The organism is Streptomyces sp. NPDC093064 (genome assembly GCF_044754605.1).
In the GTDB taxonomy this organism is placed as follows: domain Bacteria; phylum Actinomycetota; class Actinomycetes; order Streptomycetales; family Streptomycetaceae; genus Streptomyces.
Genome location: NZ_JBIVPK010000022.1, coordinates 38,484 through 51,127, shown reverse-complemented (window position 1 = coordinate 51,127; position 12,644 = coordinate 38,484). Strand labels below are relative to the sequence as shown.

Sequence of the window (12,644 nt, the reverse complement as noted above, 5' to 3'; positions counted from 1 at the left end):
CGGCTGCCGAGGAAGCGGAGGCCGGTACCGAAACGCCCAGTGGCGAAGAGGTCGCGCCGGAGACTGAACCGGCCGCAGAAGGGAGTGATAGCGGCGGTGAGGAGTGAGGCATCCCTGGCCCGTGGTCGCTGATCAAGGCCGTGGTCGGCCAGGGAATTTCCGGAACCATTCTCTCCAGCACCGCCTGGAGCTATGCGCAGTCCGCCCGTTGCCCTCTGGTGACGACTAGCGGGTAGCGGGCGACAGCATTCGGCCGCGTGCCCAGTCCCAGCCGCCGTACGGCGGCTCGTACGCCACGGGGTGTATCACACCCGGATGCGCGACTGAGCTATGGAGATGATCCGCTGACGGTGCTGGTGGCGCCGTCGCTGCGGCCCGCTCCTGGCCGTTGCAGTCTCGGATGCCGTCACCTGGGCTCTGCGTGCCCTGCCCTTCACCGTCCTGGCCTCGCTGCGGGCCAGCAGGACAGTCCAGTACCTCGGCGCCCGTATGCCGGCCGGTGTCATGGTGATCCTCTTCGTCTACTGCCTGCGTGACCTTCCACTGACCCAGTCCCGCGCCGCCGCACCCCTGGCCGCCCTGGCCGTCACCGTCGGGCTGCATCTGTGGTGCCGCGGGCTGACCCGCTGCTCCCACGCACGGCCGAGGGGCTGCGGTTCAACGCCGGGGCACAGAACGGGAGGTGTCCCTGTTCCTTGTCGTCCACCACGAGCCGCGGGTCCTTCGAGCCGGGCGTGATCGGCCGCCACGGCCCGCCTTCGGCTCGCGAGGCGTTGACCACGTCGTCGTACAGTTCGGCCCGCAGGATTGGGATGTCGTCCTCGTGCCGGGCCCTGAGCCGGTCCCGCGCAGCCTGCTGGCCGCCGGCATCGAGGCCCGCCACGACGCCGACCCCCTGCCGGTCGTGGACCTCGCCAACGAGATCCTCGCCCGCTGGGACCGCCCCTTGATCACCCGCACCACCCTGGAGGGCAGCCTCGGCCCCGTGGCGTAAGACGGTTCGCGAGGCGAGATCAACCGGGCCGGTAGGGGCGCCCCGTACAGGCAGCAAGGGACCCGCCCATCCACCATGGAGTGGACGAGCGGGACCCGGACTTGGGGCGCAGGCCGGCCCAGGAACCCGAGGCATCGTCGATGAGAACGGTGTCGGGGTGCCCGTCATGCAAAGGCGCGGGGGCACCGGCGTAGCCCGGGCCGGCGCCGCCGTGCCAAATCCACCGGACACCACCATTGAGAAGCCGTTGCCCTGTCGGTCATGGTCCGCGGTGGTACGCGGCGAACTCGTCCTGGCGGTGTACCGGACGCTCGAAGCTGACGACTCCGTCCCGCGCAGCGGTTGGAGTACCGGGATTTGGGTCGGGGTTTCCGGCCGCGACGGGCATGGGGCGGGGGCGTGTGGAGTCTGCTTGGATGTCGGAGATGACGAGTAGTTCCCCGGTTCCCCGTGCAGGCGACGCCGATTCCAGCCGCCTGACCGCTTTGCTGGAGCGTGCCGCCACCGGTCGGGATGGTCAGGTCTGGAGCGACCTGTGGACGGAGCTCTATCACAACGGTTCCCTCGACGTGTCCCATCCGCTGGTACTGCCCGCGCTGACGGACATGGCGGAGGGCGACGACGCCGACACCGGGGCTGCGGCTCTCCACCTGGCCGGTGCCCTCCTCGTTCAGGCCGACCAGCGATACGAGACCCGGACACTGCGGGACCAGCGCGCACCCGAAGTCGCACGCCTGCTGGCCGCTGCGAACCGGTGGCGGCAGACCACCGCTGACCGGGACGGCTACTGCTACCTGCTGGAGACGGTTCTGAACCTGGAGGGCGACATCCAGTGGGCCGAGGACCTGATCTGGGGCATCGTCAACGAGGAGTACGAGCTTGAGTGCCCCGATCCAGACGGCTGCACGGCGCTATGGGTGATCATCGGTGAGCGGGGCTTCTTCGTCGCACCGGAGGATTACGCCCTCTCCGACGATACCGAAACCCTCCCTCTGCATCCGGCCGATCCCGGCACCCTCGACGGCCTCGGCCGCCGCCTGTACGAGCTGGCCCTGGCGGACGGCCACGAGGATGTGGCGCACGCCCTGACCTATGCTTTCGGCGAGGCAACCTGCCCGCAGTGCGAAAGACGCTTCTCCGTCGTCGGACAGCTCGCTGCTCGTTGGAGCTGAGAAGCTGATCTCTTCCTTCCAGGCGATGGCCTCAAGGGTGCGGCGATGGTCGGCCCACCGTCGTCCGCGAACCGGATCGGCCGGCATCAGCGGCTCGACCCGATCCCACATCGCATCAGTGATCACCAACCTGACAGACACATCTGATCAACTGACCAGCCCATCGAAGAGACACCGCTCTAGCCTTCCGGCGCCCACGGCCGCAGCTTCTCCGGGTTGCGGACCGCCCAGATCCGGGTGACGCGCCCGTCGGAGACGTCGAACGAGGCAACAGTCATGACGACGCCGGCACGCTGGGCCACCAGGCCCGGCATACCGTTGACCGACCGCTCCAGGAGTTCGAGGCCCAAAGCCTTATCGGCAATGGCGACCATGTACTGGGCGATGCGCACACCGCCCTCGACCGGGCGCAGGACGGTGCCGACCATGCCGCCGCCGTCGGCGGTCATCACGGCGGCCGGGTTGAGGAGACCGACGAGGGCTGCGATGTCCTTGGTCTCCCATGCCTCTTTGACGTGCCTCACCACGTCGGCCTGGCCGGTCGCCGTCACCGGAGCGCGCGCGACGCTCACACGCCGCCGGGCGGAGGCCGCCAGCTGCTTGCAGGCCGCAGGGGTCCGGCCGAGAACGTTGGCGATCTCGGCGAATGGGTACCGGAAGACGTCGTGCAGGACGAACGCCACCCGCTCGGCGGGCGTCATCGACTCCAGGACGACGAGGAAGGCCATGACCACCGACTCGTCCAGGACGATCTGGTCGGCGGGGTCTGCAGGGCCGGTGGGGTCGGCGCCGCCCGCGTGTTCCCACTCGGTGCGGTCGGGCAGCGGCTCGGGCAGCCACGCGCCGACATAGCGTTCACGGCGGGCCCGCGCGGAGCCGAGCACGTCCAGGCAGATGCGGCTGGTCACCGTCGTCAGCCAGGCGCCGGGGGACAGGATCTCCTCCTGCCGGCTTCGTGGAAGTCCGTACCAGCGTGCGTAGGCATCCTGTACGGCGTCCTCGGCCTCGGTCACCGAACCGAGCAACCGGTAAGCGACATTGATCAGTTGGCGTCGCTCGCCGGCTATCTCATCTGTGCTGGTCCCGACAGTCCCCATGCTTCCGGCCGCCCCCTCGCCTTACCTTTCGCAGGCCCGCGTCGTCGGGCTGGTGAGACCTTATAGATCTACTGCCCGAGGGCGGAAAAGGGGACTGTGACATGGCCACTGAGGTGACGACGAACGCACAGCGCAGCTTCTCGTTCCTGCAGATCGCGATCGCCCTGCAGACCCTGACCATCTTCCTTCAGGCGGTTTCCGCCGGACTGCTGCTGACCTCGTCCTACGGGGAGACTCTGCACAGTGCCGGAGCCCGTGTGATGTACGGGGCGTCGATGCTGTACGTGCTCGCGGCGGTGCTGGCGTGGAAGCCGGGCGGCGGTTCGCCCCGGCCTGTCTGGCACGCGTCAGGTTTCCTCGTACTCGCCTCGGTCCAGGTCGTGCTCGGCATCGCGCACGTCCCGTCGGTCCATCTCCCCTTGGGGGTCTTGATGTTCGGTCTGAGCGTGCTGGCGCTGGCCCGGCGCTGAGGTCCGATACGGGCCCGGGGGGGGGCGGCCCCCTGACCAAGGCGTGAGACGGGGCCGCCCAGGCCCTGTCGTCCTGTCAGTGAGCGGGGCACGACGACGTTGGAGCTCGGCGTCAGTTGGAGCCTTGTTCAGTGAGTCGTTCGGGTGAGTTCCAGTCCTCCGGCCTGACGCACGTCCGGGTCACCATGGAAAGCGGCGTGGCGCACACGGTCAGCAGCCGTAGGAGGGCCCGGTCGGCTTCGGCGCGAGGCAGGGCTGACAACACCCGCACCGCGGTTTCTGCGGCACGGCGTGCCGGGCCGTGCAGGCGCAGCCACGCCAGCACTCTCTCCTCCCGTCGGCACGCCTGAAGCCGTGCGCGGGCCATGTCGCGTCGGTGGCGCGCGTGCCGTTCGGCCCTGCTGCCGGGCGCCGCGGCGGCACTGACTGCATCCCAGCAGTGGAAGACGACCCGGTCGCGCACTCCCGCATCCGGTGCGCCGCGTGCCAGCAGGGGTGCGAGGTGGATCAGCCGGCTGCGGCCGGTATCGGTCACGGCGTCGTTGACCATCCGGGCGAGGGCCGCCAGGAGGTCATCGGTGCACGCCGGGTGGTCCGTGAAGCCGGTACCGGCCAGAAGCGAGACGTACTCCATGAGGCACATCCCGTCCGCCGGGCTCAGATGCGCGTACCGCTGGAGCACGACGGGATGTGCGCCGAAGTCATTCATCGCATGCACTTCTTTACGGTCAGGTCCCCAGTGCCAGGTGGATGAGCGCGTAGGTGGCGGCCGCGGCCAGTCCGGAGCCGGGCATGGTCAGCAGCCAGGCGGTGGCGATGTTGCGGGCCGTGCCCCAGTGCACCGCGGACAGCCGGCGGGTGGCGCCAGCGCCGAGGATCGCGGAGGTGATGGTGTGCGTGGTTGAGATCGGCGCCTGCCAGATGAACGCCGTTGCATACAGCACGCTCGCGGCGGCCGATTCGGCGGCGAAACCGCGCGGCGGGTCAAGGTGCACGATCCGCCGTCCCAGCGTGCGGATGATGCGCCAGCCGCCCGTGTACGTTCCCGCGGCCATCGAGGCGGCGACCGCCCCGATGACCCACCACGGCACGTCGAACGTGGCCTGCTGCCCAGCGGTGACCAGCGCGAGAACGATCACGCCCATCGTCTTCTGCGCGTCCTGCAGGCCGTGCCCCAGGCCCATCCCGGCCGCCGAGACGGACTGCGCGATACGGAAACCGTGCGTTGCCTTCGCCGGCTGGGCGCGCCGGAAGATCCACAGGATCGCCGTGTGTACCAGGTAGCCGAGCACGACCCCGAGCACGGGCGAGATGACCATGGGCAGGATGACCTTGTCCACCACCCCGCTCCAGTGCACGCCGCTGGCCGCAGTGAGCGCGGCGCCGACCAGCCCGCCGATCAGAGCGTGGGTGGAGGAGGTGGGCAGTCCCAGCCGCCAGGTGATCAGGTTCCAGCAGATGGCGCCGATCAGGGCGGCGAACACCACGCTCAGACCGTGGGAACTGGTCGGTGTGGCGATGATGCCCGCCCCGACCGTCTTTGCCACCCCTGTGCCCAGCGCCGCACCGGCGAAGTTCATGCATGCCGCGAGCGCCAGCGCGGCAGCCGGGGTCAGCGCACGGGTGGAGACCGATGTCGCGATCGCGTTCGCGGCATCGTGGAAGCCGTTGGTGAAGTCGAACGCCAAGGCGATGACCACCACAGCAACCAGGGCAGCCAGATTCGCGTCCATCGAGCCTGACTCCGTCCACCGAAAGTGGTGTACCCCAACATAATGAACTTCGTCCATGAACGGGGGAAGCGGCATGGCCCAGGGCGGCGGTGGCAACCGGCGGAAGGTGTCGGCCGCGGACCCGGCCGACAGGACGCCGGTGCTGGTGTTCGCCTACGAGGGCGTGCTCGACGGCTGGCGCACCGGCGACCTCACGCATCGCCCGGCCGGGGACGTCAGCATCACCGTGCCCGTCGCCGAGGCGCCTACCTCGATCGCGCTGACGGCGCCCGCGGAGGCGACCCTGAGCGGCGGTGTGGCGATCACAAGAGGCGGGTTGCCTGTTACGGCAACCCGCCTTCCATCATCGTGAGCAGTCAGCCCCGGACAATGTTTTGTGCCTGCGGGCCCTTCTGGCCCTGGCCGATGTCAAAGGTGACGTGCTCGCCCTCCGTCAGCTCACGGTAGCCGCCCCCGCCCTGGATCTCGGAGTAGTGGGCGAAGACGTCCGGGCCTCCGTCGTCCTGGGCGATGAAGCCATAACCCTTTTCGGAGTTGAACCACTTCACGGTGCCGCTGGCCATACTGCTATTCCTTCGTTCATGCCTGGGAACAGCCCTTGATCACGGGCATGTTCCGGCTCCCGTAACAAAAGAGCCACCAGCCGTTCTACCCCGCGCTGCCTGATCTACCCGGCCGGGACACACGCGCACGAGCGGCTCAAGCGCCGGGAGTACGCCAGGGCAGGTCAGACCGCCTACGCACCGTTGTGGGCCGGCTCACCTGAGAGCCGGACGCTGGCGCAAGCCCGGGGTAGGCGTCAGGGGCGTGGCGCTCCGGATAGGCCGTGTTCGGCCAGCCGGGTGGCTACTGCATCGCGCTCGAGTTGCTCCGCGCGGGCAGCTGCGGCGGCCTGCGCGGCATTGTGCTGGGCGTGGCCCACCCCACCGTACGGAGCGATGGTCCTATCGGCCGAAGATTCATACGTCGCAGTCCCAGCTTGATCGTCAGCCCGCATGCCGGGCTCGCGGCGTTGCTGTGCGGCTGCAGGTCTCGGTGGCGATCCATCCCAGTCAACTGTCACGGTGGTAGGGACTCCGAACCGGGGCACGTTTCCTATATCGGAACATATGCGGAGAAGGTGAGCGGCTACGGGTATTCCATTCGGACCGCACCTGTCGGTGCCGGGGTTGTCACCGGTGCGCGGCGTGGGTGCAGAGGCAAGCAGGGTGACCGTGCGGCTGATGCGCCTCCCCCTCGACCTGGCCGCGGGGGGCGTCGGCCAGCTGACCGGGCGCTTCGGTCGACCCCTGCCGTGGCGGGGGACGGCCCGGGACGAGCCGTCGGCAGATGGGGATCTCCCCGTGCTGTTGGTGCACGGGCTGGCGGACAGGGAATCGGTGTGCACTGCGCTGCGGCGGGGACTGGGCGGCTTCGGCGCGGGGCCCTTCGTCACAGTGAGCTATCACGCGCTCAGCCCGGACATCCGAGCGGTGGCCCGGGATCTGGGCGAGCAGGTGGAGCTGGCCAGTGCTCGCACCGCCGGGCGGGCTGTGGTCGTGATCGGGTACAGCCTGGGAGGGCTGATCGCCCGCTACTACGTGCAGCGGCTCGGCGGGGACTTGCAGGTGCCGCTGGTGATCACGCTGGCGACGCCGCACGGCGGGACTGCCGCGGCCCTGCTGGCACCACCGCATCCGCTTCTGCGCCAGCTACGGCCGGGAAGCGAGCTGCTGAGCGAGCTCGCCGAGCCGGCCGTGGGGTGCCGTACCCGGTTCGTGGCCTTCTACAGTGACCTGGACGAGGTGATCATCCCGGCCACCAGGGGTCGCATAGACCACCCAGACCTCGAGGCATGCAATGTCCTCGTGCCCGGCGTCGGGCACCTGACCCTCCCCGTGCACCAACCGGTCATCGACCAGGTGCGCTCGCTGCTCACTGCGGCCCAGCAGGCCACGTCCGCCGCAGGCCTCCCACACGGCCACACCTTCAGTGCGAACGGACAGCCCCACGGCACAGCCGAGGTTCTTCGTGACAGCGGGAGGCAAACGGAGGACCCTGAGAGGTAGCCGATAGGAACGTCAGCACGTGTGCGGACGGACAGCATGGCTCTTTCGCGTAACCCCAAGAACGCGCCGACGGTACGCCCGTATCATCCCCAGGACGAACCGGGTGTGCGAGAACTGATCGATGCCGACCGGCTGCCGGGGCAGCCGCACTGCACCCCGGAGAAGCTGGCCGCGGCGCGGCACGGTCCTGTCCCCTTCCCCCTGGCTGGCTGGACGGTACCGACTCGGCCGCGGATCAGCGTTCTGGCCGATGCCGAGGACCACCCCTACGGGATCATCGCCTACTTGTCCTGGACCGATGTACGAACCGGTCTGATCTGCTGGGTCCACGCCTACGAGGACCCGTCCGCCCTGCACACCCTGATCGGCCACGCTCTTGCCGCACTTGCCGACTGCACATGGATCGATGCGTTCGTGAGTGCTCCGCCGGGTCCCCTGGGTCCGGGCGGGCTGCCCTGCACCCGACGCGGCGCCACCCACGACGCCCTGGTGCAGACGGGCTTCACCGGCCGCTGCCAGGGCTGCTACCTGCACTGCGTGCTCCCTGCCGAGCCCCCGTCGGCCAAGCTGGTCGCCGATGTCTTCCCCTGCGACTACCCTCCGGGCCACCGCCTGATCATTCGTGAGGCCGCCGAACCGGTTGCCGAAGCCGTGGTCAGCGTGGAACCCGACCGCACCGCGACCGTCTACTGGATCGAGATCCTGCCCACCCGCCGCCACCGCGGCTTGGGCCACAAGCTGCTCAGCCAGGCCCTGGCCCTGCTGGCCGAACAGGGTGCCACCGAGGTCGCTCTCGTCCTCGACGACGCCCAGCAGTCCGCCTCCGAGAGCCGGGCCGCCACCCGTCTCTTCCGCTCCTTCGGCTTCACCCTCGTCGACCAGCTGTGGACCTACCAGCACCAACGCCCCCAAGCCCCGCGGCCCGGCGCGTGAGCCCGACGGGTGAAACGGCAAGGAGTGCGGTGAATCCTCCTGCTTCAGTTGGGGGGAGAGGCCAAGCCGTCGTAGCCGGGCCAGGGCTCGGGCCCGGCTAGCTAGTCCGCGATCCTGCTCAGGACCCGCTGGCGGTGCTGGTGCTGTCGTTCGTACTCCAGCACCTGCCGGACGACGTCGTCAGATACATCGTGCAGGTGCATCCTGATGCGTTCCGGGTCCATGGCGTCGTAGTCGGCTCAGGGCTCAGCTGGGCTCAGACGCTCGATGGCGTTCAGTACCTCGGGGCGGCCCGCGTGTGCGCGTTCGTAGCCCTCGATCACGGTCAACTCCGTCTGGGACAGATCGCGCAGGCGCTGCTGGATCTCCGTGACGTCGAGCCGGCTGAGGCCGGGGATGGGTAGAGCCTCCTCGCGGGTCATCGCGCCCTGCACCTTCTCGGCCACACGGGTGACGGCGGGCATCTCCCGCCAGGCTTCCTCGGCCGTGCTTCTCATCCGTCCGGTGATCCTTTGGAGCACTGCCCGCAGCTCGGCCGTGGCCGCCTGCATCCTGCGCTTGATCGCCTGCAGCAGGATGCCGCCTTCGGCGGCTTCTCCCCACGGCGGACGGGGACCTTCCGCCACAGCCCTGGTCCGTCGGGCGAGGTTCTCCTCGCTGGTCTCCAGCAGTACCTCGTTCTGCCGGCTGAGCATGGCGAGCAGCTCGGCGGTCTCCTGGTCGTTGAGCCGTTCGGCGATGTCCTTGCCTGCCTGGCAGCTTGCCAGGGCCCGGGCTGCGGCCGTGTACTGGCCCTCGGCGGCCCTCAGCAGCCGGTGCTCATCGGCCGGCCTCTTACCGCGCACGATCTCCGTCACGGCCGACATCCCCGCCTCGAGCGGAAGTACGCTCGCCCGCACGGCGCCGCGGGTCACCATCCCCATCAGCTGCCCGGAGGCCGACAGCAGCCCACGGGGCGGGCGCATTTCGCGCACCCGGGCCTCGATCCGCCCGAGGTGGTACTCCGCCTCGATCGCTTGGCTTTCGAGTCGTTGCCGGTCGGCGCCCGGCGGGGTGATGGCCGCATCCGTCCGGAATCGGCCGATGACCGCGGTGTGGGCGTCACGGGCGTCCTCCAGTGCTGGTATCAGCACATCCGTCTTCGCTGCCATGTGGTGCTCCTGAGCTCGGGGCGGCACGGCTGCCGCGCACGACGAAAAGCGCCCGCCGTCCCTCGCTTCGGCCGGGCAACCGGAACCCATCCTGCGGAAGGCTGCCGAAGATCGCCTGGCGAGCCAGTCACCCGTGAGTTCGCCCGGTGGGCCGTTGCTGCGCGGCGCGACCACTGCGGTTGAGCGTTGGCATGTCGCCGCAGAACGGCATCGGCTCCCGGGGACCGTGCCCGACCGGCGCCCACCGCTACCGTTCGAAGCCCCAGGCATGTTTCGACCGTGGTCTTGGGCTTGAGCCGGGCTGTGTGATCCGCCCGGCTGCCGGACGACCGGCAGCCTCGCGGGGGCCGAGACGTGAGGTCGCCCTGCCGCTCGGCGGCGCGGACCGGGCTGGGCGCAGCGCAGCCGCCTGGTTGCGGTTCGAGCCAAACCACGGAGAACTCGGCCGATTTGACGGTGCGACAAGAAGTTTCTTTCAGCGTGCACACACCTTGACCTGACGGATTTTCGCTCACTAGTTTTCGATCATTGAGCGTTCGGCAGCCACCCCCCGTCATACCCAGCCCCATTCTGGGAGGCACTCATGTGCAACGCTTGCTGCCCGATCCCGCCTGGTCCCCGTATCGACCGGGCCCAGTTCCTCAAGCTGCTCGGCGCCGGTGCCGCAGCAGCGGCCGCGCCGGCGGCGTTCGCGGGAACAGCGGCCGCCGCGACTCGCAGTGCGGCCACGGAGGGCGGTGCCCTGGTCGTGGACAACATACGCGGATACACCATCGCCGACGGCCGCCTGCGCCGCTTCTCCCGCATGCTCGTCACCCCCGGCGGCAAGGTCGCCGCCCTCGACCCGGGCGCGGCGCGCGGCGCCCGCCGTATCGACGGCCGGGGACGCGTACTCCTGCCCGGCCTGCACGACGCCCACGGGCACCTCTGGGGCCTCGGAGCGCTCGCCGTCCAGCTCGACCTCACGGGGACGAAGTCCCTGCAGGAGGCTGTGGACCGGCTCGCCGCCTACGCCACGGCGCACCCGGAGATGACCTGGATCCAGGGCCGGGGCTGGAACGAGGTGATCTGGGGTCTGGGGAGGTTGCCCACCGCCCGTGACCTGGATGCCGTGGTCTCCGACCGCCCCGTATGGCTGGTGCGGGTCGACGGCCACGCGGGCGTGGCCAACACCAAGGCGCTGCAGATTGCGGGCGTCACCGCCGACACCCCCGACCCGTCAGGCGGCCACGTCGAGCGCGATGCATCCGGCAACCCGACAGGCGTACTGGTCGACGCGGCAAAGGCGTTCGTCACCTCCAAGCTGCCCGCACCCACCTTGGACGATGTCCGGATGCGTGCCCTGGCCGCACAGACACGGCTGGGCGCCGTCGGTCTCACCTCCGTCTCGGACGCCGGCACGAGCGCGGACGGCGTCGTGGTCCTGCGACAACTCGCCGACGAGGGGCGGCTCACCCTCCGGGTGAACGCGTTCCTCGACTTCGACGCCTTCACCGAGGTCGGTGCGGACGCCCGTACCGACTCCTACGCGCACGACATGCTGCGCGTGCGCACGGTCAAGCTGTACATCGACGGCGCTCTGGGCAGCCACGGCGCGGCCCTGATCGCGCCGTACAGCGACATGCCCTCGACCAAGGGGCTGCTCCAGATGGAGCCCGCCGAACTGAACCGGCGGGTGGAGCGGGTCCTGAGCGGCGGCTACCAGGTCGCGGTGCACGCCATCGGAGACCTGGGCAACCGCGTCGTGCTGGACGCCTACGAGAACGGGTTCCGCACCGTGGGGGACCAGAAGCTGCGCCACCGCATCGAACACGCGCAGGTCGTCGCGCTGGACGACATCCCTCGCTTCAAGCGGCTGGGGATCACCGCCTCCATGCAGCCGGTGCATGCCACCGACGACATGAACATGGCCGAGACTCGTATCGGCGCCGAGCGCATCAAGGGCGCGTACGCCTGGCGCACGATGCTCGGCCAGGGGACGGTCGTCGCGTCCGGCTCGGACTTCCCGGTGTCGTCCTCGAACCCGTTCGACGGCCTGCACGCCGCGGTCACCCGCACCGACCGCGACGGCAGTCCGACGGGCGGGTGGTACGCGCAGCAGGCGATGACCCCGGTCGAGGCGCTGCGGTCCTTCACGCTCGACGCGGCGTACGCAGCCCACCAGGAGAAGGCCCTCGGCAGCCTCGAGCCCGGCAAGTGGGCTGACTTCATCCTTGTCGACACGGACCCGTTCGACCTGCCGAGCGGACGTGCGCTGTGGCAGACGAATGTCCTCCAGACGTGGGTCGCGGGCCGCCGGGTCGGGGAGTACGGCGCGCTGTGACGGACGGATGAGATCCTGCCCCTGCCCTTCCTCCGGTCTGCCTCTCCATGGACCCTCGCCAACAGGGGACAACCCCGAGGCCGCCCGCACAGTGAGTGCGGGCGGCCTCGGGCAGCCTTTGACGAGGACCTTCCAGTCGAGGCCCGGCGCGGCGAGCGAGATCCGCGGCTTGCCGAGGCGCCATCCGCCAGTGAGGAGACGCAGTTGGCGGACTGGGCTACGGTCAGGCAGAGGAAGCGCAGGACGGTGCGGTCCACCCATTCCTGTCGTACGGCCACACGGTCCGTGGGCGCGCTGCTCACGTATGCCAGGTCGGTGCGGAGCGAGTCCCACCCTGAGGGCGCCGGGTTCAGGTCCTTGCTGAGGACGGGGCTGGGGGAGGAGGCGGGTTCGGTGACGTACTGGTGCAGCTCGGCCTGGTAGGCGTGCCCTCGGCTCCGTCCCGAACACCGCCGCCTACGCCGTCGCAGGCGCCCGCGCCTCCGTACCGACCTCCCCGGTCTTCCCCCTCGCGATGGCCTGCATCATGGTCCCGGCCCTGCTGGGCACGGCGGTCACCTGGCACAAGCGCCACCACTGCGGCGTGGCTGACGACAGCCGCTGCGCGCGAGCCGGTTCGGGCTTCCTTGGCACGCGTCCGGACGTCCACACCCACCGTGTCGTCAAGAGCGCGTGGCGATTTGTGAAGCAGCTGTTCGCGGTCCCGTCACTTGCGGGCGCTAC

General features: G+C 69.7%; 14 protein-coding genes and 2 pseudogenes. 8 read left to right on the top strand and 8 right to left on the bottom strand.

Annotation, left to right across the window (positions count from 1 at the left end):
• Positions 1–381: 381 nt before the first annotated feature.
• Positions 382–738, top strand: coding sequence for a branched-chain amino acid transporter permease (locus ACIQFZ_RS24770; RefSeq protein WP_402692186.1), 357 nt, complete (start codon positions 382–384; stop codon positions 736–738).
• On the opposite strand, the pseudogene ACIQFZ_RS24765 reads toward ACIQFZ_RS24770, so the two are convergent.
• A pseudogene (locus ACIQFZ_RS24765) lies at positions 674–883 on the bottom strand (hypothetical protein); the annotation flags it as partial. The gene ACIQFZ_RS24770 and the pseudogene ACIQFZ_RS24765 overlap by 65 nt on opposite strands.
• Here ACIQFZ_RS24765 and ACIQFZ_RS24760 point away from each other — a divergent pair.
• Positions 824–994 (top strand): hypothetical protein, encoded by a 171-nt coding sequence (locus tag ACIQFZ_RS24760; protein ID WP_376653212.1) that lies wholly within the window; start codon positions 824–826, stop codon positions 992–994. The pseudogene ACIQFZ_RS24765 and the gene ACIQFZ_RS24760 sit on opposite strands and share 60 nt — an antisense overlap.
• A 416-nt stretch (positions 995–1,410) precedes the next feature.
• Positions 1,411–2,166, top strand: a complete 756-nt coding sequence (locus ACIQFZ_RS24755; protein ID WP_402692188.1) for a hypothetical protein — start codon at positions 1,411–1,413, stop codon at positions 2,164–2,166.
• 15 nt (positions 2,167–2,181) lie between these two features.
• Here ACIQFZ_RS24755 and ACIQFZ_RS24750 read toward each other — a convergent pair.
• Both ACIQFZ_RS24750 and sigJ read right to left on the bottom strand, forming a co-directional pair.
• A pseudogene (locus tag ACIQFZ_RS24750) lies at positions 2,182–2,307 on the bottom strand (IS5/IS1182 family transposase); the annotation flags it as partial.
• Positions 2,308–2,345: 38 nt separating this feature from the next.
• Positions 2,346–3,263, bottom strand: coding sequence for an RNA polymerase sigma factor SigJ (gene sigJ / locus ACIQFZ_RS24745; protein ID WP_402692148.1), 918 nt, complete (start codon positions 3,261–3,263; stop codon positions 2,346–2,348).
• Positions 3,264–3,364: 101 nt separating this feature from the next.
• On the opposite strand from sigJ, the gene ACIQFZ_RS24740 reads away from it, so the two are divergent.
• Positions 3,365–3,733 (top strand): hypothetical protein, encoded by a 369-nt coding sequence (locus ACIQFZ_RS24740; protein WP_365425214.1) that lies wholly within the window; start codon positions 3,365–3,367, stop codon positions 3,731–3,733.
• A 112-nt stretch (positions 3,734–3,845) separates the two neighbouring features.
• On the opposite strand, the gene ACIQFZ_RS24735 is transcribed toward ACIQFZ_RS24740, so the two are convergent.
• Both ACIQFZ_RS24735 and ACIQFZ_RS24730 read right to left on the bottom strand, forming a co-directional pair.
• Entirely contained in the window at positions 3,846–4,442 is a 597-nt protein-coding gene (locus ACIQFZ_RS24735) for a hypothetical protein (protein ID WP_365425212.1), read from the bottom strand.
• A 19-nt stretch (positions 4,443–4,461) separates the two neighbouring features.
• Positions 4,462–5,466 (bottom strand): anion permease, encoded by a 1,005-nt coding sequence (locus tag ACIQFZ_RS24730; RefSeq protein ID WP_383060359.1) that lies wholly within the window; start codon positions 5,464–5,466, stop codon positions 4,462–4,464.
• A 55-nt stretch (positions 5,467–5,521) separates the two neighbouring features.
• Here ACIQFZ_RS24730 and ACIQFZ_RS24725 point away from each other — a divergent pair, with 55 nt between their 5' ends.
• A complete protein-coding gene (locus tag ACIQFZ_RS24725; protein ID WP_383060358.1) occupies positions 5,522–5,818 on the top strand; it encodes a hypothetical protein in 297 nt (98 codons plus the stop codon).
• Positions 5,819–5,822: 4 nt separating this feature from the next.
• Here ACIQFZ_RS24725 and ACIQFZ_RS24720 read toward each other — a convergent pair whose 3' ends face one another.
• Positions 5,823–6,029, bottom strand: coding sequence for a cold-shock protein (locus tag ACIQFZ_RS24720; RefSeq protein WP_141367736.1), 207 nt, complete (start codon positions 6,027–6,029; stop codon positions 5,823–5,825).
• Positions 6,030–6,689: 660 nt separating this feature from the next.
• Between ACIQFZ_RS24720 and ACIQFZ_RS24715 the strand changes: the two genes are divergently transcribed.
• A complete protein-coding gene (locus ACIQFZ_RS24715) occupies positions 6,690–7,514 on the top strand; it encodes a lipase family alpha/beta hydrolase (protein WP_383060355.1) in 825 nt (274 codons plus the stop codon).
• Positions 7,515–7,619: 105 nt separating this feature from the next.
• Complete coding sequence (locus tag ACIQFZ_RS24710; RefSeq protein WP_365775513.1) at positions 7,620–8,447, top strand: GNAT family N-acetyltransferase; 828 nt, start codon at positions 7,620–7,622, stop codon at positions 8,445–8,447.
• 101 nt (positions 8,448–8,548) lie between these two features.
• Here ACIQFZ_RS24710 and ACIQFZ_RS24705 read toward each other — a convergent pair whose 3' ends face one another.
• Together ACIQFZ_RS24705 and ACIQFZ_RS24700 are read right to left on the bottom strand one after the other, a co-directional pair.
• Positions 8,549–8,671 carry a hypothetical protein gene (locus tag ACIQFZ_RS24705; RefSeq protein WP_402692147.1) on the bottom strand — a complete coding sequence of 41 codons (123 nt, stop codon included), beginning with the start codon at positions 8,669–8,671 and terminating at the stop codon, positions 8,549–8,551.
• A 15-nt stretch (positions 8,672–8,686) separates the two neighbouring features.
• Positions 8,687–9,598 (bottom strand): hypothetical protein, encoded by a 912-nt coding sequence (locus tag ACIQFZ_RS24700; protein ID WP_383060352.1) that lies wholly within the window; start codon positions 9,596–9,598, stop codon positions 8,687–8,689.
• A gap of 583 nt (positions 9,599–10,181) precedes the next feature.
• Here ACIQFZ_RS24700 and ACIQFZ_RS24695 point away from each other — a divergent pair.
• The gene (locus ACIQFZ_RS24695) at positions 10,182–11,921 is read left to right on the top strand and encodes an amidohydrolase (RefSeq protein ID WP_383060351.1); all 1,740 of its coding nucleotides are present in this window, start codon (positions 10,182–10,184) and stop codon (positions 11,919–11,921) included.
• Positions 11,922–12,644 lie beyond the last annotated feature (723 nt).